The organism is Petrocella atlantisensis (assembly GCF_900538275.1).
GTDB classification, from domain to species: Bacteria; Bacillota; Clostridia; order Lachnospirales; family Vallitaleaceae; genus Petrocella; species Petrocella atlantisensis.
This window is the reverse complement of sequence record NZ_LR130778.1, coordinates 546,805-570,173: the sequence shown is the minus strand read 5'-3', so window position 1 is coordinate 570,173 and position 23,369 is coordinate 546,805. Positions and strand designations below refer to the sequence as shown.

The 23,369-nt window shown below is 37.6% G+C and carries 22 protein-coding genes; 18 read left to right on the top strand and 4 right to left on the bottom strand.

The genetic code is table 11. The features are described from left to right. Nucleotides 1-100: 100 nt before the first annotated feature. From PATL70BA_RS02760 to PATL70BA_RS02695, 14 genes are all read left to right on the top strand, one after another. On the top strand, nucleotides 101-442 hold the full coding sequence (locus tag PATL70BA_RS02760) for a zinc ribbon domain-containing protein (RefSeq protein ID WP_125135948.1): 342 nt from the start codon (nucleotides 101-103) through the stop codon (nucleotides 440-442). A 19-nt stretch (nucleotides 443-461) separates the two neighbouring features. Next, a complete protein-coding gene (locus tag PATL70BA_RS02755; protein WP_125135947.1) occupies nucleotides 462-959 on the top strand; it encodes a UvrB/UvrC motif-containing protein in 498 nt (165 codons plus the stop codon). Further along, the gene (locus PATL70BA_RS02750; protein ID WP_125135946.1) at nucleotides 956-2,005 is read left to right on the top strand and encodes a protein arginine kinase; all 1,050 of its coding nucleotides are present in this window, start codon (nucleotides 956-958) and stop codon (nucleotides 2,003-2,005) included. The genes PATL70BA_RS02755 and PATL70BA_RS02750 overlap by 4 nt, the downstream gene beginning before the upstream one ends. Before the next feature lie 2 nt (nucleotides 2,006-2,007). Further along, nucleotides 2,008-4,455, top strand: coding sequence for an ATP-dependent Clp protease ATP-binding subunit (locus tag PATL70BA_RS02745; RefSeq protein ID WP_125135945.1), 2,448 nt, complete (start codon nucleotides 2,008-2,010; stop codon nucleotides 4,453-4,455). A gap of 107 nt (nucleotides 4,456-4,562) precedes the next feature. Further along, nucleotides 4,563-4,973: an endosialidase gene (locus tag PATL70BA_RS02740; RefSeq protein ID WP_125135944.1), complete on the top strand. Its 411-nt coding sequence runs from the start codon at nucleotides 4,563-4,565 to the stop codon at nucleotides 4,971-4,973. A 112-nt stretch (nucleotides 4,974-5,085) separates the two neighbouring features. Further along, nucleotides 5,086-6,459 carry a DNA repair protein RadA gene (gene radA / locus PATL70BA_RS02735; RefSeq protein ID WP_125135943.1) on the top strand — a complete coding sequence of 458 codons (1,374 nt, stop codon included), beginning with the start codon at nucleotides 5,086-5,088 and terminating at the stop codon, nucleotides 6,457-6,459. Between the two features lie 173 nt (nucleotides 6,460-6,632). After that, nucleotides 6,633-7,643, top strand: coding sequence for a LacI family DNA-binding transcriptional regulator (locus tag PATL70BA_RS02730; protein ID WP_125135942.1), 1,011 nt, complete (start codon nucleotides 6,633-6,635; stop codon nucleotides 7,641-7,643). Nucleotides 7,644-7,814: 171 nt separating this feature from the next. Next, nucleotides 7,815-9,146 (top strand): ABC transporter substrate-binding protein, encoded by a 1,332-nt coding sequence (locus tag PATL70BA_RS02725; protein WP_125135941.1) that lies wholly within the window; start codon nucleotides 7,815-7,817, stop codon nucleotides 9,144-9,146. 135 nt (nucleotides 9,147-9,281) lie between these two features. Further along, nucleotides 9,282-10,190 carry a carbohydrate ABC transporter permease gene (locus PATL70BA_RS02720; RefSeq protein ID WP_125135940.1) on the top strand — a complete coding sequence of 303 codons (909 nt, stop codon included), beginning with the start codon at nucleotides 9,282-9,284 and terminating at the stop codon, nucleotides 10,188-10,190. After that, on the top strand, nucleotides 10,183-10,989 hold the full coding sequence (locus PATL70BA_RS02715; protein WP_125135939.1) for a carbohydrate ABC transporter permease: 807 nt from the start codon (nucleotides 10,183-10,185) through the stop codon (nucleotides 10,987-10,989). Before PATL70BA_RS02720 ends, PATL70BA_RS02715 begins: the two co-directional genes overlap by 8 nt. Nucleotides 10,990-11,397: 408 nt before the next feature. Then, a complete protein-coding gene (locus PATL70BA_RS02710) occupies nucleotides 11,398-11,613 on the top strand; it encodes a FeoA family protein (RefSeq protein WP_125135938.1) in 216 nt (71 codons plus the stop codon). Nucleotides 11,614-11,764: 151 nt separating this feature from the next. Then, nucleotides 11,765-13,714 (top strand): ferrous iron transporter B, encoded by a 1,950-nt coding sequence (gene feoB / locus PATL70BA_RS02705; RefSeq protein ID WP_125135937.1) that lies wholly within the window; start codon nucleotides 11,765-11,767, stop codon nucleotides 13,712-13,714. 11 nt (nucleotides 13,715-13,725) lie between these two features. Continuing rightward, nucleotides 13,726-13,857, top strand: a complete 132-nt coding sequence (locus PATL70BA_RS02700) for a FeoB-associated Cys-rich membrane protein (RefSeq protein ID WP_125135936.1) — start codon at nucleotides 13,726-13,728, stop codon at nucleotides 13,855-13,857. A 113-nt stretch (nucleotides 13,858-13,970) separates the two neighbouring features. Further along, on the top strand, nucleotides 13,971-14,618 hold the full coding sequence (locus tag PATL70BA_RS02695; RefSeq protein WP_197715781.1) for a YfbR-like 5'-deoxynucleotidase: 648 nt from the start codon (nucleotides 13,971-13,973) through the stop codon (nucleotides 14,616-14,618). Nucleotides 14,619-15,190: 572 nt separating this feature from the next. Here the strand turns inward: PATL70BA_RS02695 and PATL70BA_RS02690 are convergent. Further along, nucleotides 15,191-16,429, bottom strand: coding sequence for a 6-phosphofructokinase (locus tag PATL70BA_RS02690; RefSeq protein WP_125135935.1), 1,239 nt, complete (start codon nucleotides 16,427-16,429; stop codon nucleotides 15,191-15,193). A 287-nt stretch (nucleotides 16,430-16,716) separates the two neighbouring features. Here PATL70BA_RS02690 and PATL70BA_RS02685 point away from each other — a divergent pair, with 287 nt between their 5' ends. Both PATL70BA_RS02685 and PATL70BA_RS02680 read left to right on the top strand, forming a co-directional pair. Continuing rightward, nucleotides 16,717-18,381 carry an FAD-dependent oxidoreductase gene (locus tag PATL70BA_RS02685; RefSeq protein WP_125135934.1) on the top strand — a complete coding sequence of 555 codons (1,665 nt, stop codon included), beginning with the start codon at nucleotides 16,717-16,719 and terminating at the stop codon, nucleotides 18,379-18,381. Nucleotides 18,382-18,467: 86 nt separating this feature from the next. Next, the gene (locus tag PATL70BA_RS02680; protein WP_125135933.1) at nucleotides 18,468-18,992 is read left to right on the top strand and encodes a peptidylprolyl isomerase; all 525 of its coding nucleotides are present in this window, start codon (nucleotides 18,468-18,470) and stop codon (nucleotides 18,990-18,992) included. 42 nt (nucleotides 18,993-19,034) lie between these two features. Here the strand turns inward: PATL70BA_RS02680 and PATL70BA_RS02675 are convergent, their stop codons facing one another. Next, entirely contained in the window at nucleotides 19,035-20,627 is a 1,593-nt protein-coding gene (locus PATL70BA_RS02675; protein WP_172596070.1) for a tetratricopeptide repeat-containing diguanylate cyclase, read from the bottom strand. 188 nt (nucleotides 20,628-20,815) lie between these two features. Continuing rightward, entirely contained in the window at nucleotides 20,816-21,931 is a 1,116-nt protein-coding gene (locus tag PATL70BA_RS02670; RefSeq protein ID WP_125135931.1) for an HD-GYP domain-containing protein, read from the bottom strand. Nucleotides 21,932-22,068: 137 nt separating this feature from the next. Here PATL70BA_RS02670 and PATL70BA_RS02665 point away from each other — a divergent pair, with 137 nt between their 5' ends. Then, nucleotides 22,069-22,713, top strand: a complete 645-nt coding sequence (locus PATL70BA_RS02665; RefSeq protein ID WP_125135930.1) for a histidine phosphatase family protein — start codon at nucleotides 22,069-22,071, stop codon at nucleotides 22,711-22,713. Here the strand turns inward: PATL70BA_RS02665 and PATL70BA_RS02660 are convergent. Then, nucleotides 22,697-22,954 (bottom strand): cysteine-rich small domain-containing protein, encoded by a 258-nt coding sequence (locus PATL70BA_RS02660; protein WP_125135929.1) that lies wholly within the window; start codon nucleotides 22,952-22,954, stop codon nucleotides 22,697-22,699. The two genes, PATL70BA_RS02665 and PATL70BA_RS02660, sit on opposite strands and share 17 nt — an antisense overlap. A 145-nt stretch (nucleotides 22,955-23,099) precedes the next feature. Between PATL70BA_RS02660 and PATL70BA_RS16170 the strand changes: the two genes are divergently transcribed. After that, nucleotides 23,100-23,318 (top strand): hypothetical protein, encoded by a 219-nt coding sequence (locus PATL70BA_RS16170; protein WP_172596069.1) that lies wholly within the window; start codon nucleotides 23,100-23,102, stop codon nucleotides 23,316-23,318. The last annotated feature ends 51 nt before the right edge of the window (nucleotides 23,319-23,369 follow it).

The following is a 23,369-nucleotide window of genomic DNA, read 5'->3' as shown; positions in this document are numbered from 1 at the left end:
GCTAGGTTATTATGCCTAAGATCGTAAAGGGTTAGAATCTTCAATTTCTAACCCTTTTATGCTATAATAGTATAAAAGAAAGGATGGTAGATATTATAATATGGATGAAAAAAGAAAAGAACTTAATAGCCTTATAAATAGAATGTACCGACAACTTGGTAAACAGGTATATAACGACTTAAAAAGCGATTATTTATTAATAAAGAACTATAAGAAGTTGGCAGATAAGATACACGCCAATATTAAAGCCATTGAATTATTAGATATAACATCGGATCAGGCAGTAGGTATAGAAGATTTAGATGGTGTCGTCTATGGGGACGAAACATTAACACCGGTTATGAATGAGGATGGTATTTATGAATATCGATTCTGCCCGTCGTGTCAGGCGGGAAACCACCCTGATGCCATATATTGCATCAGGTGTAAGGTGAAAATGTAACAGGCAGGAGGTATTAACCATGAAGTGTGAAAAATGTCAGCAAAGAGAAGCGACCGTATATTTAAATCAGACTTTAAATGGCGAAACAAAAGAAGTTCATCTTTGTGAAGTGTGTGCCAAAGAAAATGAAGGCGTCTTATTTAATGATGGTCTGTCTTTTCAGCAGTTTTTAAGTGGCTTGCTAAAGAATAATAAGAGCCCACAGATAAAAAGTGTTGATTTGACTTGCCCTAAATGTGGTATGACTTTTGGTGACTTTAAGACTAAAAGCAAGGTGGGATGTGCTCATTGTTATAAAGTATTTGATACGCATCTTCAGCCAATTGTTAAACGATTACAAGGTAGTCTTTATCATACAGGAAAGCGCCCAAGCAAACTGCATCAAAAAATACAATTACAAAATAAAATGGAAACCTATGAAAGTGATCTAAAGATTGCTTTAATGAAAGAAGATTATGAGCAAGCAGCCGTAATTAGGGATCTGATAAAAGATCTTAAAAAGGAGGCTGAATTATGAAAAAGTGGTATGATTTGGAATCGGAAACCTATCATGGCGTGGTCATATCCAGCCGTGTGCGCCTTGCAAGAAATCTGGTAAATCATCCTTTTCCTAATCGACTGGATGATGAAGGTGCTAACCAAGTTATTAATATGACAAAAAGTGCTATTGAGACCACAAAAGAGACTTTAACCAGTTTTTTTGAACATGTGGCTATGAACCGTATCAATCAAGTTGACAAGATCGCTATGATGGAAAAACATATTATTAGCCCACAGTTCGTCAAAGTGAAAATGCCCGCATCACTCATTCTATCAAAGGATGAGGCTTTGAGTATCATGATTAATGAGGAAGACCATATCCGCATTCAGTCTATGGCATGTGGCATGAACTTAGATAAAGCACTAAAAGAAGCCAATCATATAGATGATTTATTTGAAGAGGCCTTAGACTACGCCTTTGATGACAAGTTTGGGTATTTAACTGCTTGTCCGACCAATCTAGGTACAGGCCTTAGAGCATCCTATATGATTCATGTACCGGCTCTTGAAACGACTGGACAGCTGCAATTCATACTAGAAGCCATAGGTAAATTTGGTTTAACGGTTAGGGGCATTTATGGTGAAGGTACGGAAGCGCAAGGCAGTGTTTTTCAAATCTCAAATCAAGTGACCCTTGGGCAAACTGAATATGAGATTATAGATAACTTAACAAGTGTTACAAAGCAGATCATTGAGCAAGAGCTCATTGTTAGACACAAGCTTTTAAAGGATAAGAGAAAGTTTTTTGAAGATGCTGTTTACCGGTCATATGGTGTCTTAAGTCATGCCAGAATGATTACTTCAAAAGAAGCCATGCGACTCTTATCGGATCTAAAAGTGGGTATTGAATTAGGCGTCATTGAGACCGTTGATAACAAAAGCATTAACATTTATAATTTGATGGCTAAGATTCAACCGGCCAATCTTCAAATCATCTACAACAGGGATTTGGACCTTAATGAAAGAGACAGTGCTAGGGCAGATTATATCAGAGATCATTTGCCCCAGCTTATAGGAGGATAAAAATGGGAAGATTTACAGAACGCGCACAAATAGCAATAAACCTATCCAGTGAGATTGCGGCAGAACTGGGTCATAATTATGTAGGTACGGAACATCTTTTACTAGGTTTATTAAAAGAAGGTGAAGGGGTTGCTGCAAAGACATTAATCAGTCAGAATATTAACTATGAAGATGTTTACAATAAAATCAAAGAAGTCATTGTTTCCAATCAAGTCCAAACTTCAGAAGGTGAAGGCATGACACCAAGGGTACGTAGAGTGTTAGAATTAAGCTTAGCTGAGGCAACCAAGATGCATTCGGAGGAGATTGGAACAGAACATATATTGATTGCTTTACTTAGAGAGACAGATTCAATGGCCACAAGAATTCTAGAAGTCTTAGGTGGCTCAAAGCAAAAGATTTATCATGAAATTCTAAAAATCATAGGTGAAGATGTGGGCAATCAAAAACTGGCACCTAACAACCCTAATGAGAAAAAAGAATCCAACACACCTGTATTGGATCAATTCAGCCGTGATTTGACACAGATGGCAAAAGAAGGAAAATTTGACCCGATTATAGGCCGTGATAAAGAGATTGAGCGCATCATCCAGATACTCAGTCGTAGGACGAAGAACAACCCATGTCTCATTGGTGAACCGGGCGTTGGAAAAACAGCCATCGCAGAAGGTTTGGCTCAGAAGATTATCGAGGGTAATATTCCTGAAACAATTAAAGGTAAAAGGGTGGTTGCACTTGATTTATCTTCCATGGTTGCAGGTTCTAAATACCGTGGTGAATTTGAAGATCGTATTAAAAAAGCTATTGCTGAGATTCTGGCCGTCGGTAATGTTCTGTTATTTATTGATGAAATACATACCATTGTAGGCGCAGGTGCAGCAGAAGGTGCCATTGATGCTTCGAATATATTAAAGCCTTCCCTTGCAAGAGGTGAGGTTCAACTTATTGGCGCAACAACCCTGGATGAGTATCGCAAGCATATAGAAAAAGATCCGGCTTTGGAACGACGCTTTCAACCTGTTAAAGTAGATGAACCATCAGAGGAAGAAGCAATCGGCATACTTAGAGGCTTAAAAACCATGTATGAAGAACATCATCAGGTGAAAATATTAGACATAGCTCTTGTTGAGGCAGTTAAGCTCTCAAATAGGTATATTTCGGACCGTTTTTTACCGGATAAGGCCATTGATGTCATTGACGAAGCATCCAGTAAAGTTAGATTAAGCACGTTTACAGCACCACCGGATATCAATGAAATGGAAAAACAAGTGGCAGAACTGGAAGATGATAAAGAAAAGGCGATTAGGGAAGAAGCATATGAAAAAGCTGGAGAAATTAAGAGAAAACAAAATGAAATTCGTGAAAAATTAATCGTAGCCAAAATGGAATGGGAAGCAAAAAGTAATATGGCGGAACAAGTTGTCGGTGAAAAAGAAGTTGCAAGTATCATTGCCAATTGGACAGGCATACCTATACAAAAACTCACAGAAGAGGAAGGCGTACGTCTAAAAAATCTTGAGAAAGTTTTACACGAGCGGGTGGTAGGACAAGAAGATGCCATCGTTGCCTTGTCGAAAGCCATTCGAAGAGGTAGAGTGGGTCTAAAAGATCCAAAAAGACCGATAGGTTCCTTTCTTTTTCTCGGACCAACAGGTGTGGGTAAGACAGAATTGACAAAAGCACTGGCTGAAGCACTATTTGGAGATGAAAATGCATTGATACGCGTTGACATGTCAGAATATATGGAAAAGCATAGTGTATCAAAACTGATTGGATCACCACCAGGTTATATCGGATATGATGAAGGTGGTCAACTTAGTGAGAAAATAAGAAGAAAACCCTATTCCGTTTTGCTTTTTGATGAAGTAGAGAAAGCCCATCCGGATGTTTTCAATGTATTGTTGCAAGTGTTAGACGATGGGCATATAACGGATTCACAGGGACGTCGTATTGATTTTAAAAACACAGTGGTTATCATGACATCAAATGCAGGCGCAAGAAATATTATTTCTCCTAAGCGCTTAGGTTTTGCTTCAGTGAATGATGAAGTCAGTAATTATAAGTCCATGCAAAAAGATGTTATGGATGAAGTGAAAAAGATATTCAAACCTGAATTCTTGAACAGAATCGATGAAACAATTGTCTTCCACTCTCTTACTAGGGAAAATATTCGAGAAATCGTAGGAATTATGTTCAATCAATTGGCCATTAGAATGGAAAAGAATCTAGGTATCAAGCTATTCTTAACGGAAGGCGCTATAGACTTTATCGCTAAGGAAGGCTTTGATGAAGCTTATGGTGCACGACCTCTTAGAAGAGCCATACAACAAAAGATAGAGGATCAATTGGCACAGCATATATTAGATGGTGCTATAACAGAAGGTGATTGGATTGATATCGATATTGAAGGTGATGCATTATCCTTTAAGCCTAGAGAAGCTCAAGAATAACTGAAAAACAACTGGTATTTCATGACGAAATACTATATAATGATAACTATTCATAAAGAGAGCTTGGAATAAATCCATTCTCACAAGAGTTTTAGGAGGTTAAGTAAATGGCAGGTATCCAAGAATTAATCCGAGTTGAGAACAACAACACCCTTAGCTTTGGAAATTATCTGATGGACAGTAAGAGAAAGATACAAGATTTTGAAGTAGACGGCGATATGTATAAAGTTAAGACTTACAGTGCAGTAACAAAACTAGAAAAAAACGGCCGATTGCTTTATGAATCAACTCCCGGAACCACAGTTCATCAATTAAGTGTGACCGAAGAAAAGGTAACCTTTGAAGTCGAAGGTGAGGAAGATGCTCAGATTACGGTGGAACTTGAGGCGGACCAAGAATATAAGGTCTTCATACAAGGTGTACAGGTTGGTAAAATGAAAACAAACTTAGCCGGTAAAATTGGCTTTGGTGTTGATTTTATGAGTGGTAACCAAAAAGTAGAAATAAAAAAAGCATAATAAAGAATAACCATTAACGGCATATGACAAAAGTTATATGCCGTTTTTAGGATGATTGTTGGAAACGCATTGCTAGACATAAAAAGCAGAGTATAAAAAAAGGGAGGGACTTATGGCAAAAGCAAAGAATGTATTTGTATGTAACACGTGCGGACATGAGGCATCCAAGTGGATGGGACAGTGCCCGGGTTGTCGTTCTTGGAATACGATGGTGGAAGAAGTGAAAATGACCGGCGTAACATCAAAGAAAGCATCTGTTTTGTCCGACGATATGGCTATGGGTAAAGTCGAAAAGCTAAAAGACATCTCGATTAATCAAGATACTAGAGTTAAGACCGGTATAGAAGAACTAGATAGAGTATTAGGTGGTGGACTCGTTGAAGGATCATTAACACTGGTTGGTGGCGATCCGGGTATTGGAAAATCAACATTGCTATTACAAATGTGTCAAACGATATCTAATCAAGACTTGAAAGTACTCTATATATCCGGTGAGGAATCCAATAAGCAGATCAAATTAAGAGGTGAAAGACTGGGTGTAGATGGAGAAAATGTTCTTTTGTATGCAGAGACTTCTTTGCAACATATTGAACAGGCTATAAAAAACGAAAAACCACATATATTGATTGTGGACTCCATACAAACCATATATTCTGACGTTCTAACGTCAGCGCCGGGTAGCGTTTCACAAGTTAGAGAAGTGACATCATCTATGATGAAGATAGCGAAACAGTTAAACTTATCCACTTTCATAATTGGACATGTAACAAAAGATGGCGCAATAGCCGGTCCAAGGGTATTAGAGCACATGGTAGATACTGTTTTATATTTTGAAGGGGATAGAAGTGTTTCCTATCGTATCCTTCGAGCGGTGAAAAACAGATTTGGATCAACCAATGAAATTGGTGTTTTTGAGATGGTTGATAGTGGTCTAAGAGAAGTGAAGAACCCATCAGAATACATGTTGACCGGAAAACCTTTGGGTGAATCGGGTTCAGCGGTGACGTGCTGTATGGAAGGAACAAGACCATTACTGGTGGAAGTACAGGCACTGGTATGTTCGACCAATTTCGGTATGCCAAGAAGAACCGCAAATGGTACAGATTATAACCGGGTAAATCTATTGGTTGCCGTCCTAGAGAAGAAAATGGGTATGCAATTGGGTGGTTATGATAGTTATGTTAACATTGCCGGAGGCATAAAAGTGAATGAGCCCTCCCTTGATCTTGCTATTGTATCAGCTCTGGCTTCCAGTTTTAAGAATAAGGCCATAATGGATGATGCAATAATCATGGGCGAGGTGGGTTTGACGGGAGAAGTTAGGGGTATCACACAATGCGAAAAAAGGGTGATAGAAGCCATGAAAATGGGCTTTAAAACTTGTATTATACCCCATGCAAATCTTAAACATATGAAAAATGTAGGCGAAATAAAACTAATAGGTGTAAAAAGTGTGGAAGAAACATTAGGTCGGATATTTAGATAGTAAAAAAACAGTAAAAATATTGGCGATTTTACTAAAAGATAAAAGCAAAGCTTCATTAATAGAAGCTTAAATTGTATGATATTCACATATTTTTACTAGACCCTAGACAAGTGGCCTGAAAATCTTATATACTATATGGTATAAATGAGATTAAAGCAACTAAGGAGACGATTATGGCTACGATTAAAGAAATTGCAAAAGAAGCAGGTGTCTCTATAACGACGGTTTCGAGAGTGTTGAATTATGATGATACTTTGTCCATATCCACAGCAAAAAGACTATTGATAGTAGAAATTGCAGAACGGCTGGAGTATCAAACACCAAGAAATAGAAGAAAAAAACCTCGATTTAGCCAGAATCAAGATGAAAGGTCAATTGGTCTTGTTGAGTTTGTCACAGATGAAGGCGAGATTGAAGACCCCTATTATCTTGGCATTCGTATGGGCATTGAGAAAAAATGTCAGGATGAGCAGATCCATTTGATAAAGTTTCCAAGAATTGGCAACTCCAACCCAACCATGGACATCGTACTTGATGGTGTTATATTTATTGGAAAGTTCTCAACTGCAGAAATCAGAGAATTTGAAGCCCGGTATCAGAATTTGGTTTTCATTGATTCTTCACCATTTGAAGATGAATATGATTCAGTCACAATAGACATTAGAAAAGCTGTTATCAAAGTGTTGAATTTTCTCATGGACAAAGGCTATAGGCGTATAGGCTACATTGGTGGTATTGAAACAGTGGAAGAATGCCGAACCCCGATTGGCGAGAAGAGGTATGATGCCTTTATAAAATATATGAAGAAGAAAGGTTTATATAACCCTGAATTTGATTTTATTGGTGACTTTACACCTCAAAGTGGTTATAAACTCATGAATCAAGCAATTGGACAAGGGGATTTACCGGAAGTTTTTTTTGTGGCCAATGACTCGATAGCTATAGGCGCCTTAAGAGCCTTAAATGAAGCAAAGATTAAAGTTCCGGATATACTTGGAATCATAGGATTTAATGATATACCTACAGCCAGCTATACTTATCCGGCATTGACAACAGTGAAGATTTATAATGAGTTCATGGGTGAAAAAGCTGTAGAGTTAATGATGGAAAGATTTGAAGGGAGAAAGATACCGGTTAAGATTCAATTACCGGTAAAAATTATTGAGCGCAATACCATTAAATAGGATGAATAATCAACCAAAACCATTAAACAAGACCCTTGTGTCATTTTGATGGTTTTGGTTATTTTTAGTGAAATATTCGATTTTTTTATTGACAAGATGGTAAAATTTTACTATAATTCAATTAGGTTTATGAGTAAGAACTTAACGACGATTGAAAAATAGGAGGGTAAAATGAAAAAATTTCTATCAATTCTACTTGTAGTGGCAATGCTAGGTACCATAGCAGGATGTGGCGCTACAGAGACAGAAACACAGCCAGAAACAACGGGAACAGAAACAACGGAAACAGAAACAACGGGAGCCGAAACAACAGAACCGCAGAAGCTAACCATATGGGCGTGGGACCCTAACTTCAACATTGCGATTATGAATCGTGCAGGTGAAATCTACAAAGAAAGCAATGCAGATGTAGAGTTTGAAGTGGTTGACTTTGCCAAGGGTGATCTTGAGCAAAAACTTCATACAATGTTAGCATCCGGAACAACCGACGGTTTACCGGACATCGTACTTATTGAAGACTATAATTCACAAAAATATCTTCAATCATATCCAGGAAGTTTTGAAGATTTAACTGGTAAGATTAATCACAGTGACTTTGCAGAATATAAGGTGGCGCTAATGACTATGGACGACAGCGTTTATGGTGTACCTTTTGACTCAGGTGTTGCAGGAACCTATTACCGTACAGATTATTTGGCAGAAGCCGGTTTTTCTCCTGAAGATATGAATAACATCACATGGGATCGTTTTATAGAAATCGGGGAAGAAGTTTTTGAAAAGACTGGACACCAAATGCTAGCTACAGACCCCTATGACGGTGGGCTTATGAGAATCATGTTGAATGGTGCCGGATCATGGTACTTCGATAATGATGGTAACCCAACGATAGCAAATAACGTTGCATTGGCAGAAGCTGCTAGAATCTATACGGATATTGTTAATTCACCTATGACTAAGAAAACATCCGGTTGGGGTGAATGGGTTGGTGCACTGAACACAGGTGACGTAGCATCTATTACAACAGGTGTTTGGATAACAGGTTCGGTAAAAGCAGAACCTTCACAATCCGGCATGTGGGCCCTTGCTCCGGTACCAAGACTTGATGTGCCGGGTGCAGTTAATGCTTCTAATCTAGGCGGCTCAAGCTGGTATGTATTGTCATCCTCGGCGAACAAGGATTTAGCGGTTGATTTCTTAAACGAAACGTTTGGTAAAGATGTTGATTTCTATCAAGAGATTCTAATCAGCAATGGTGCAGTTGGATCCTATTTGCCATCAGCAAGCGGAGAAGCTTACAGTGCTGGAGACCCATTCTTTGGTGACCAGGTAGTGTTTGGCGAATTTGCTAAATGGATGGACGAAATACCTTCATTAAACTATGGATTATATACTTATGAAGCAGACGCTGCTATACTTGCAGAGATGGCTTCTATATATGAAGGCGGTTCTGTAGAGGAAGCTATGGCACGTGCAGAAGAACAAGTAAAGGCACAAATTCAATAACCATTGGATGGTTAGAGGATGCCTTAACCATGAGATAAATAAATGATTGTTATGGAGGCTAGTCAACTGACTAGTCTCCTATCATAGAACGCGATACAATTTTGCACGGATAAGAAAGTTAAGGAAGGGATGTCTATGAAATCAACAGGTAAGAAGAAGTATATCAATAGAAAAAGTCAAGTGATTGGCTGGAGCTTTGTTGCTGTTGCTGTAATATTAGCGGCCATTTTTGCCATTTATCCGATCCTCAATTCTATGTATTTATCCACCATGTCCGGTAAGGGTGTGGTTTATGAATTTGTTGGTTTTGGTAATATTAAAAGGCTTTTCACCGATGCTGTATTCAAACAAGCACTAAAAAATACGATGGTGTACTTCATATTCCAAGTACCTATAATGCTAACACTTGCGTTGGTCATAGCCAGCCTGCTAAATGATAAGAAACTGAAATTCAAAGGCTTTTTTAGAACAGCCATATTTTTACCTTGTGTAACATCATTGGTTGCCTATTCCATATTGTTTAAAAGCATGTTTAGTGTCGATGGACTTGTGAATCAAACACTTCTTTTTCTTAACATTATCGAAGCACCTATAGCTTGGCTGAGGGATGCATTTTATGCCAAAGTAACGGTAATTATTGCTATTACATGGCGCTGGACAGGCTATAATATGATTTTCTATTTGGCAGGTCTACAAAATATTGACCCGGCCATCTATGAAGCTGCTGAGATTGACGGTGCATCTAAGACCAAACAGTTTTTTCTTATAACGATACCAATGCTTAAGCCTATTATATTATTTACCTCCATTATGTCTACAATAGGAACCCTTCAGTTGTTTGATGAAGTTGTGAACTTAACAGGTGGCGGTGCATCTACACCGACATTTAATGCGACGATGACACTTTCTCAATATATTTATGACTTATCCTTTAAGTTCGTACCAAATTTTGGCTATGCAGCTACGGTTTCCTATGTCATTGTATTCTTTATTGCAATCTTATCTATTATTCAATTCAGAGTGGCAGGTGATGATCATGTATAGACTTAGAAATTTATTTAAATATTGTTTTTTATCAATAGCGGCGTTTATTTCTATTTTTCCATTTATATGGATGATTATTGGGGCGACCAATACGGCGACAGATATTACCAAAGGGAAAATGACCTTTGGAGGAGAGGCGCTCAGTAACCTGAGTAAGTTATTTGAGATGGTAGATATGAAAACCATACTTCTAAATTCGAGTAAGATAGCTTTAATAAGTACATTTCTGTTATTACTGTTTGCTTCTCTTGCAGGCTATGGTTTTGAAATCTATAAGTCGAAAAATAAAGAACGATTATATACCATATTGTTATTAACCATGATGGTACCTTTTGCAGCGCTTATGATACCATTGTTCAGAATGTTTGCCAATATGAATCTTTTGGATTCTCATATAGCGGTCATCATACCAACGATTGCCACACCTTTTATGATTTTTTTCTTTAGACAAAACACAAAAACATTTCCTTCCGACTTAATACAAGCAGCCCGTGTGGATGGATTAAATGAATACCAAGTATTTTTTCTAATCTATATACCAACCATGCGATCAACTTTTGCTGCTGCAGGAATAATCGCATTTATGACCAGTTGGAACAGTTTCTTATGGCCCCTTATTGTTTTACAATCAGATGGGCAAAAGACCATAACACTCATTATATCCTCTTTATCATCAGCCTATTTCCCAGAGTACGGGGTTATCATGGTAGCCATTGTTATTGCCACTTTACCAACCATCCTCATCTTCTTCTTATTACAAAGAAGATTTGTTGAAGGTATGCTTGGATCCATTAAGTGATAAATTAATGGTGGATTATAGAAAGACTTCATAATAGAAGTTCATATACATGTAAAAATTGTTGAAGATGGTTTAGAATAGAGAAAGCGCATCTAAGCCATCGGCTTTTGCAGTATATTGTTAAATAATTAACAGAATTATAGGCAACAAAACTAAATAACAATAAATATCTGCAGATAATAATTATCAATTAGGGGTAGAAAGCCTGTTATTACAAGATTTGAACGAAATGTTAACAATAAAATTTTTTGTGAAAATATACACGAAAAGACTTGAAAAAAAGTCCGAAACATGATAATCTTTATCATGTAAAGAAAATGATATGTTTTCTCAATTAAAATTATAAATGAGAAAATTAACTGGCATACTCAGCGGAACTTTCAGCATAGCGAAAGAAGGAGTGGTTTTATGTCTTTAAATAAAGCAAAAATCGGACAAACATTCACAATTGTAAAAATAGAAGGTCATGAGAAGATCAGGAAATTTCTATTCACATTAGGATGTTTTGAAGGTGAGTGCATAACCATTATTTCAAAATTGGCAGGCAATTATATTGTGAATATAAAAGACAGCCGCTACGCCATTGATGAAGCTATGGCTAAATCCATCCGTTTGGCAGCATAATTTTTCCTTATAGAGGGGGTTAGTACAGCCACTCAAGTTTGGTGATTCAGTCTCCAAAGCAATTTGTACAAAATGCTGTAGAATACAGCATATTTTCATAATCATTAGATGATAGTGACTATCAATTTCATAACATTTGGAGGATGTAAGCATGAAAATTGCATTAGCAGGAAATCCCAATTCGGGAAAAACAACACTCTTTAACGCTCTTACTGGAAAAACCGAATATGTTGGGAACTGGGCCGGTGTAACCGTCGATAAGAAAGTGGCAGCTATTAAGAATAAATATCAAATTGCGAAAGAACCTATTGATATTGTAGACTTACCAGGTGCTTATTCTATTTCTCCATATACAGGTGAGGAGGCCATTACAAGTGACTTTGTATTAGAGTCCAAACCAGATGTAATTATAAACATTGTAGATGGTGCCAATATCAGTCGAAGTTTGTTCTTTACAACACAACTACTTGAACTGGGTATCCCTGTTGTTGTTGCTTTGAATAAGGCAGACATCATTACAAAACGTGGGGATGTTGTTAATGGGCATGAACTTGAAAAGGCCCTTGGGTGTAAAGTTGTGACCATTACGGCTACTACTGAAAAAGGTCTGGCTGATTTGGTGACGACAGCTGTTAACATCGTAGGTACAAATCAAGAACGCTTGAATTTCAATGACTTGGATGGGAATAATGATGTGGCCAGACAAACTTGGATCAAAACAATCCTAGAGAAATCATTGAATAAAAAACACAATGCAAGTCATGTCAATTTTTCTGATCGTATAGATATGATCGTTGCTCATAAATGGTTTGGACTCCCAATATTCTTCCTTATTATGTGGGGGGTTTATTCTTTTTCTATTGAGGGTCTGGGTGGATTTTTATCGGGATATTTGAATGACGTGGTATTTGGAGAGGTTGTGCCGAATGCTTTAAATAGTTTTTTTGAAGGCATTGGTGTCAATCCTTTGATGCAAGCCTTAATCGTTGACGGTGCTGTAGGCGGCGTAGGTGCAGTTATTGGCTTTTTACCTTTAATTATGGTCTTGTTCTTCTGTCTGTCTTTACTGGAGGATAGTGGTTATATGTCAAGGGTAGCCGTAATCATGGATCGTTATTTCAAAAAAGTAGGTTTATCGGGTAAGTCCATCATACCTATGATTGTAGGTTCGGGTTGTGCCATTCCTGGTGTTATGGCTACAAGAACCATCGAGAACGAGAATGAAAAGCGTATGACAACAATTCTGACACCCTTTGTCCCATGTGGTGCCAAGTTACCGATAATTGCTTTATTTTCAGTCGTATTTTTCCCAAATACATCATGGGTAGGACCGAGTATATATATTATAGCTATCGGTGTCATTATCATAGGTGGTCTAGTACTTAAGAAATTATTTGTATGGGAGCATACATCCTTCTTTATTATGGAACTGCCGGAGTATAAGATACCGAGTATAAAAAATGCTATTATCCAAATGTTTGATAAAGCAAAGGGCTTTATCTACAAAGCGACAACCATCATCTTGGTCATGAACACTTTAGTATGGTTTATGCAAGCCTTTAATTGGAAGCTTCAAGCCACAGAAATTCAATCTGAGAGTATTTTGGCATCTGTAGGGTCGGTTATAGCCCCCTTGCTGATTCCTCTAGGCTTTGTGGGATGGCAGTTGGCTGCGGCCAGCATTACAGGTTTTATAGCCAAAGAGAATGTTGTAGCCACATTTGCAGTATTGTTTGCAATGGCTTCAGAAGAAGCCCTTCATGTACCGGGCGGTGCGTTGGCACAGATGTTTACTCCGGTCACAGCCTATGCGTTCTTAGCGTTTAATCTTTTTACGCCACCTTGCTTTGCAGCAATGGGTGCAATGAATGCGGAAATGGGTTCGAAAAAATGGTTCTTTAGAGGACTGGCTTTTCAACTAAGTGTTGGTTACATCTTAGCATTATTAATTACACATATAGGTACCCTTGTCATCTATGGTGAAACTGCAGTAGGATTTATACCTGCGATTTTTGTTTTGATAGCGTATGCAGTAGGTGTAACATTTTTAATAAAAAGAGCCAATGCTTCAAAGGCAACTTTAGTAGAAGCAACTGAATAGGAGATGATTATATGATACCGACTATTATCGTAGGTAGTATATTTGGAGTGATTATGTTGTGGGCGCTCATCCATACGAAAAGAGACTTAAAAGCCAGCAAATGCGCCGGATGTTCGGTTAACAACTGTTCTTCGAGAAAATAATATAAGCAATAAACCATATATATTTTTATCATATAAAACCCTTTTCAAGAGCGCTTTTGAAAAGGGTTTTATGGTATAATAATATGAAGATATTAGAATAAGGAGGGTATAACATGCCTTTTGGAAAACATATATATGAAGCGCGAAGTCTAATGGAATTAAAACGCTATCAAAATAGATTTATGTTCAAACGTCGTAGTGTTGCAGAACATATGTGGTCGGTTGCAAAGATTGCTCAAGGCCTTGCTATATGGGAAAGTGAGAAGTTTGGTCACGAAGTGAATATGGCGTTATTACTTGAGCGCGCAATTAACCATGACTTGATTGAGCTTGCTACCGGTGATATTATCGCAACGACCAAGAAAAAAACGAAAGAAATGAAAGCAGCTCTTTTAGAAATCGAGGAGATTGCCTTTGAAGAAGAGATTAAAGAAGACATACCAAAATCATGGCGCCCTAGATTCAAGGCCTTCATGTTAAATCCCAAAGCAGATGATCCGGAAGGTCTGATTTTAAGTGCTGCTGATATCATTGATACGGTCCTTGAAGCCATAGAAGAAGTGAAGCTCGGCAATGAGCCTTTTAGGAAGATCCTTAAGGAAGTCACGGTGTTATTGATTACAATTAATCTTGACAGTGTGCGCTATTTTTTAAGGTATGCTTTAGAAGATTTTGGACTTGATATTCGAAGTTACTATGGTGATATCGTGGCGGAATATATTGATGGTTTATACTTTGATCCTTCAGTTTTTGAGAGTTAAGATGCTATTAAAACATTTTTTAGGTATTTGTTGATGGATTGTGACTTTAGCCTGTAATCGTAGATGTAACACACAGCTTTTCCTTGCCTTACACTTCGTACGGTCAGCGGAAAAGCTGTGTATCACATCTACTCGGTAATAGGTCGTCATTTCGTCAAGAAAAAGCGCTGCTTAATCATCCTTCTCTTTTACATCCATGTAAAAATGAAGGATGTTCTACATCCATGTAGAACTGTGATTAATCAACGCTTTTTCTTTCCTCATTCGGTTTCGCGAATGTGTAATTTCAAATGGCCTAAGCACGTATGCATCAAATAAAGTGCTACAGCTACATGCAAGACTAAAATAAGCCAACATCGACCATGAAGTTCCTGGAAGCAGTGTGTAAGATGGAGCAAGTCAGCATGGATGCTGACCGTCGACTTTTGGTGCATGGATGCACCAATCGGAGACCGTAATCATACACACTGTAGAAGGGTTTTCATGGGACTTCACCCTTAACCCAAAAAGTCCCTAAGCTTTTTTTCACTTAGAGACTTGGTTGACTCATTAATATAGGGATTATTCAAAGATTATGAGTGAAAAGGTTTACCATGAATATCTAATATTTTGGGTGCCATGGGTGCACGCAACTGGGAAGGTTGAGGGAAGCCGGATCCAACAAGGGGTCTAGCATAGTATTTAAAGGCGTCTGTCACATTATTTCCTTCAGGAGTGATGAATTCATCCGGCATAAACCTAGTTTTTCCTGCAATCAAGCTTAAGTCAACAAGCTTGTAATTGACACTATAATATCCTGTACGTTCGATGACAATTGAACCGTCTACATTATCCCAGATACCAAAATGAGCGGCTTTTTCTCCAACTTCACGTGCTTCATTTGAATCAACATCAGATATTGCACCAATAAAATTGCGTTGTGTATAGCCCAAAGTATCAGAACGTACACGGTCAATATTCAGTTTTTCTTTAACCAAGGCGGTTAGACTATCACCAAGAGATCCGGAGCCGGAAAGTTGTAAATTCCCATGAGCATCTTTTTCGACGGTGTCTACCAGATTGGTGATGAGTGGCTTGCCGAATTTGTCTTTGATACCTTCTGAAATAGCAACAATACATCGTCCGTATTTTGCGTAGGCATCTTTAACATCCAATAAAAACTGGTCAATGTCAAAAGCACGCTCAGGCAAATAGATGAGATGAGGACCATCATCCGGATACTTCTTAGCCAAAGCAGCTGAAGCTGTTAAAAAGCCTGCATTACGCCCCATAATAACAGCAATATAAACACCTACCAAAGCACGGTTGTCAAGATTCAAGCCCATAAAGGCTGTACTGACAAACCTTGCCGCTGATCCAAAACCAGGCGTATGGTCATTAAGAACTAAGTCGTTGTCAATGGTTTTTGGAATGTGGATTGCTCTAAATTCATAATCTTGTTGTATCGCTTGTTCGTTAACAATTCGAACAGTGTCAGCAGAGTCATTGCCGCCAATATAGAAAAAATATCGAACATCATGGGCTTGGAGAACTTTAAACATTTCCTTACAATAAGCAATATCAGGTTTAACCCTTGTAGATAATAGTGCCGATGCGGGCGTAGCAGCAACCCTCTCTAAGTTGTGGGTGGTTTCACGTGTCAAATCCATAAAACGCTCATTCATAATACCTTCTACACCATTAAGAGCACCATAGACACGTGTGACTTGGGGGAATTTCCTTGATTCTAATACAGCCCCAACAAGACTTTGATTAATAACTGATGTTGGACCACCACCTTGTGCGATTACCACTTTACCTTTTAAATCCATTAAAATACCTCCTCAAATTGGCTCATATTTAAACCCGATTTATTTATAGCGTGTTACAAAAAATGAATATATAGATTGTTTGTTGGTAACATTATATCATATTGAATAAAGCTTGACATAAAAAATATACAATTCTACAATATAGAAATAGAGACATAAAATAACTTGACATATATATCCCTATATCGTAATATATAGATGTAGCATTTGAAAATAATGAATCATAAATATAAACACAGTGGATTAAAGTGTCAAAGTGGACACCTTAATCATAAAAGGAGAACAAGATGTCAAAAAAAGTATTAATTGTCGGTGGCGTTGCAGGTGGTGCAGGAACAGCAGCTAGACTAAGGAGAATGGATGATCAGGCGAAGATTATTATGTTTGAAAAAGGACCATATATATCCTTTGCCAACTGTGGACTACCATATTATATTGGTGGCACCATAAAAAACAGAGAGGAACTGTTGCTACAAACACCGGAAGGTTTCGGGAATAGATTTAATGTTGATGTGAGGGTTAATAATGAAGTATTAAAGATTGACCGTGAGAACAAAAAGGTTATCGTTAAAGACATTACAACACATAAGACTTATGAGGAGTCCTATGATACACTAGTTCTATCAACAGGTTCAACACCTCTTGTACCCAATATACAAGGTATTGATAGCGCCAATATTTTCACTTTGTGGACCATTCCGGATGTGGATAGAATCAAAGAATATGTCCTCTCTCATAATCTGAAAACAGCAACAGTCATTGGCGGCGGTTTTATCGGTCTAGAGATGGCTGAGAACTTACACGACCTTGGACTTGATGTTTCTATTGCAGAAATGGCACCACAAGTGATGATGTCTATAGACTATGATATGGCTCAGTTGATTCACGGCCATATAGCAAAAAAAGCAGTACATTTACATCTTAACAATGGCGTCAAGTCTTTTAAAGCAAGAGGCCCTGTTACAGACGTGATTCTTAGTGACGGTACGACGATAGAAAGTGATATCATCTTGCTAGCCATTGGGGTAAAACCAAACGGAAGTCTGGCCATAGAGTCGGGTCTAAAAACCAATGAGCGTGGTGGTGTTATTGTTGATGCTTATCTTAGAACCAGCGATCCTAATATATATGCTTTAGGTGATATGATTGAAGTAGAAGATTTTGTAAGCGGTCAAAAAACAATGGTACCTCTTGCAGGACCGGCCAACAAGCAAGGTCGTATTGTGGCGGATAATATATCAGGCCTGAAAAAGACATACAATGGCACCCAAGGCACTTCTGTCGCTAAGGTATTTGACATGACGGTAGCTTCTACAGGTAATAATGAAAAAAGTCTGGAGCGACAAGGTTTAACTTATGAAAAAGACTATTTAGTAGCCCTAATAACCAAAAGTTCTCATGCGGATTATTATCCGGGTGCAAAAGATCTAACATTAAAGCTGATCTTTGATTTAGAGGGTAAGATATTAGGTGCACAGGCGATTGGTCAAGAAGGTGTGGAAAAAAGAATCGATGTGATTGCAACAGCGATACGTTTTGGTGCCACGGTTAAAGATCTAATAGAATTAGAGTTATCCTATGCACCACCTTATTCTTCAGCAAAAGACCCAGTGAATATGGTAGCCTATGTGGCAGATAATATAATTAGTAAAAAAATGGCACCCATACGAAGTGAAGAGATTGAAGGCTTAGATAAAAGCAAGTTCATGATTTTGGATGTTAGAACACCTGAGGAAGTGGCGTATGGTGCCATTGAAGGTCATATGAATATACCACTGGATGACTTGAGGGAACGCATCCAAGAGTTACCCAGTGATAAAGAAATAATCATTTATTGTGCAGTCGGTTTTAGAGGATATTTGGCATCCACGATCTTAAACCCGGCAGGCTTCAAAACCAGGAATTTACTGGGTGGATACAATTACTATAGGAAATTTTTGAAAAAATACTAGACATGCAAGGGGCTGTCAAACCTTATAATTTATGATATAATGACCTTTGACCATACTGGTTAAGAAAACAAAAAAAGGAGATTGATATGTCAAATAAAAATCCAATCGTAACATTTAAAATAAACAACGGGAGTGTAATCAAAGCAGAATTGTATCCTGATATAGCGCCAAATACAGTTAATAACTTTATAGCTCTTGTTCAGGAAGGCTTTTACAACGGCTTAACATTTCATCGTGTTATACCCGGCTTTATGATTCAAGGTGGATGTCCGGATGGTAATGGCATGGGTGGTCCCGGCTATGGTATTAAAGGTGAGTTTTCATATAACAAATTCGAGAACAACTTAAAGCATGACAAAGGTGTACTATCCATGGCAAGAGCTCAAAGTCCGAACTCAGCAGGTTCACAATTCTTCTTAATGGTAGAAAATGCACCTCATCTAGACGGGCAGTATGCTGCATTTGGAAAAGTCATTGAAGGACAGGAAGTGGCAGATGCCATTGTAAAAGTTCCGAGAAATCATATGGACATGCCAAATGAGCCACAAATCATGACGGAAGTGACCGTTGAGACTTTTGATACTCAATATGAAAAACCTATAAAACTATAAAAAAAATCCTTCATTCTTTAGAATGAGGGATTTTTTTTTGACTTATACCAAATCAAATAAGTCATCATCAAAAACAACCTGATTTCGACCGGAATTCTTGCCAAGATAGAGGCACCGATCAACAGCTTCAATACTTTGTTCAAAACTATCGGTAAGGGTACCCACCCCGAAAGTTAAAGTCAAACTTATTTTGTGATTCCTGTAAGTGAAAACGGTGTTTTCAACAATAATTCTTAAGCTTTCTGCAAAATCAGTAGCGTCAGAGATTGCAGTGTTTTCCATGAGTATTAGGAATTCTTCGCCACCCCAACGTGCGATTTTATAATTAGTAGGACAATTGGATTTTAGAACCTTTGCAAGTTCAATCAGTATATAGTCACCACATTGATGACCATAAGTATCATTGATATCTTTGAATTTATCGATGTCACAAAGCGCTAAGGTATGTATGTCAGTGCATGGGTAGTAAGTTATAATATTCTTTAAACCACGCCTGTTATATAACTGAGTTAATGAATCGTGTTGGACTTGTTCAAGAAGTTGCTTGTTAAGTGCTTCGAGATGCGCATTGGTCTGAAGGGATTGCCTAAGTTGTGCTTCTTTTTGATCTAGGTTATATTTGGTATACAGATTGTATATGGTAGATTGCTGTTTGGTGGAATTGAGGTTGTCATTGAGTTCGGTGGCTATTTTGTAAAGATTGTAGGCCTTCTCATAGTCATATTGCTTGATATACAAGTCAGATAACGCATAATAGATCTTAATCTTAGGCTGTTGGATGTTATAGCGTTTTGCGCAGGACAAGGCCTCATCTAGCGCTTCGTGAGCCATCAAAAAGTCTTTTTGCGTCACCATCAAGCATCCTAAAGCATAATTAGCGTAAATAGTACCATAACGGTATTTTATTTCTTTTGATAGGTTTAGAGCTTTATTATAATAATCCATAGAAGTTGAGTAAGTGCCGGTATTTTGATGAATATCGCCACAAAGTAGAAAGACATTGGTAATGCCTTTGATATTTTTAAGATTGTCATAGTGTAAAACAGCATCGTTACATAGTTTCAAAGATTTTTCATAAAATGCAGATTTATAATGAATGGTGGCAAGCGCGACCTGTATATCAGCAAGCAGTCTAGGATCATTTAGTAGTTCAGCAAGTTGAAGTCCCTCGATGGCATAATCCATAGCAAATTCATTCATATTCATTTCGGTATAAGCCACAGCAAGATAGCGTAGCGTTTGACATCTTTTTTCTTGTACTTGATAGGAGGGGGTAGTGTTTAGAGCCGCCATATAATAGTGGTTGGCCGTATCATAGATACCTAAAAAACGATAGATATTTCCCAGTAAGTTGCAAGTGTGATAGAGTTCGTCATTTGCATAACGGGTGATTTCTAGATTGTAAGCTCTTAGAGCAAAATCAAGAGACTGATAAAAATCGCTTAAATAATAATGACAGTATGCGATGGTATTTAGGGTCTCTATATGATTGGGATCTGATTCTAGAAGCTTCATTGCAGAACTTTTAAAAAGATGGGGATTTGATTCCATCTTTTCATATTTGATATAACTGTTTTCCCCACTATTAATGATTAGAATACTCACCTCAATCACCCCCGTAATTGATATGTCCAATAAAACCAACGTAATCAATAAGTCTTTGTACCTATATTTAACCTACCCAAGTACTAGTTTAACACTTTGATGAAGCAATTAGAACGTTACATAGTGTTCGAATGTACTTTAATTGGCTAAATGTCTTTTGAAATGTCTTGAAAAAATAACGGTTGAACAAAACCGGTCCTTCTACTGCTTATTACGGATCATATAAAATCAACGATAAAAACAGATCCATCTTTTAACAAATCAATAATAACCCCATCATCCTTTTTTATAAGAGGGCGAGACGGGGATTGTTTATTAATAAAAATAATTTCACCTCTTTGACCGTTACTTAGAAGAACGTGTTCACCTATGAAATTCTGTGCAATATGTTCCAAAAATATATACAAGTACTGCGTGTCAAGGAATCCATAACATTCCTCTTCAAACATACGAATCACATCTAAAGGATGGAAGCGTTTGTGATAGGGTCTATCACTGGTCATAGCATCATAGATATCCACGATAGATATAATCTTGGGATAGGCGTGAATGTTTTCCCATTTAAGTCCTAAAGGATAGCCCTGCCCATTCATTTTCTCATGATGCATCAAAACGGCTTGCTTAATACCGTAAGGAAGGTCTGAACCCATAATCATTTGATAGCCTAACGTGGTATGCTGTTTGATGTGTGCGAATTCTTCATCCGTTAAAGGACCATTTTTATTCAAAATACTTTGATTCACCATGATTTTTCCAATATCATGAAGCAGTCCTGCCAAAGCTAATTCTTTAATGCTTATTTCGGACATACCAAGCCATTTTCCAAGAATACTAGCGAATAGAGATACATTCATAGAGTGATTATAGGTAACATCATCTGCTGAGTTTAATCGGCACATGTAACTAAAAAGTTGTGATTGGGAAACGGTAGTATCTAATATATCATCCACCAGCTGTGTCAAGCCTTCGCTATTGATTGCACCGGTATCTACAATTTGAGCCAACTGTTTTTGTATATCTTCCACCTTGCGGTCATATTTGAAAGAAAATTCAATAAAAGCAGGGGTACTGGCAAGTGCCTGGCGCATCTGGCTTATAGGAGGAACTTGTTCTTCTTGGGGGTATACATATATATCATGGATATGATAAAGGTTGATTTTAACGATATGATTAGCTGAAATGAGTGTATCCTTGGGAACAAGTAATATGCCTTCTGCATTGAAGACATCTTTAGCTAATCGCATATTCACTTTAATATTTTCTTGATTAATCCTGATTGGATTCATAGCGACCTCAACTGTCGATTCTATTAGGGTTAAAGTATGTTTTGACATCTGAATTAATTATAGCATAGGGTTAAATATGTAACAACTGTAGTAATAAAGATTCACAGATAGATGATTTATAGGTATAATAACTAGTGAGAGTATCAGTAATTAACAATATTGGCATAGATGAAGGAGTGGGCTAAATGCTAGAGATTTATATTACACGACATGGTGAGACCCAGTGGAATAAAATAAGAAGATTTCAAGGTCAGGGCGATTCTGAACTGACGGAACTGGGAAAACAACAGGCGGCATGGTTAGGACAAAGACTAAAAAATATTGGTATCAAAACCATATATTCCAGTCCTCTTGGTAGGGCTAAACATACATCAGAAATTATGAATGCTTATATTGGTGGCAAAATTATTTATGACGATCGACTAAAAGAAATGCATGTAGGCGATTGGGAAGGTAGGTTGATATCAGAAATCGAGATAGAGATGCCGACGGAACATTCGGATTTCTGGCATAACCCTAAAGAATTCTCATTAGAAGGTCAAGAAAGCTTTGAAAGTGTTCAAAACAGAGCAGCAGAATTCTTTGAAGAACTACTTAGAAAGCATAGCGCCGGAAGAATATTTATCGTCGCCCACGCTATCGTTATAAAAGGCCTATTAAATTATATTCAGGGTCGGGATGTGGAACATTTTTGGGAAGGCAAGCATATATTGCCTACAAGCCTGACAAGAATCAATGCAGACGAAGATCGACTCAGTGTGGTTTACATGAGTGACGTCTCTCACTATGAAAAACCCATGGAACAAGGTTGGTTTATTGATGAGGTTTAATCTTATTAAAAACCTGTTCTCTTAGTAACTTATTAATATACAAATCGCTATCAGGACGATGGGGCAGTAAGCAATTACTACAATCCTTAACACCATTAACAAGAATAAAATTGCCTTTACACTCCAGTAAATAAAGGGGACAATAACAATACTTACAATTAAAAGTATCCGGCTGATCCGTCATATGGCAAGGAAAATAATCACAATCCTTATTATTAAAGAAAGCATAACTATTCTTCATAACACACACACCTTTCAATAGAACTTATTAAAAAAGAGAAATTAAAAGCACACCTCTTTGTTCTAATAAATGTACCAAGTATGCATCGAAATTGCAACAATAATCAAGAATATAAAGTATAACGTATTTATACTACTTTAACAATATGTTATCAGTTCGATATACCCTTAAAATACTGATTCGAGTTTTAAAAAACAGTGCTTCAACCAACATCGACCATGAAGTTCCTGGAAGCAGTGTGTGTGACTTAAGCAAGACAGCAGGAGCTGTCCGCCGACTTTTGGTGCAGGACGCACCAATCGGAGGCCGTAGTCATACAGACTGTGGAAGGGTTTTCATGGGACCTTATTTTGAAACACTCTAATTTTTATTTTAAAAAGCAGTACGTATTCATTTTATAGCCTTTCCTCAAGAG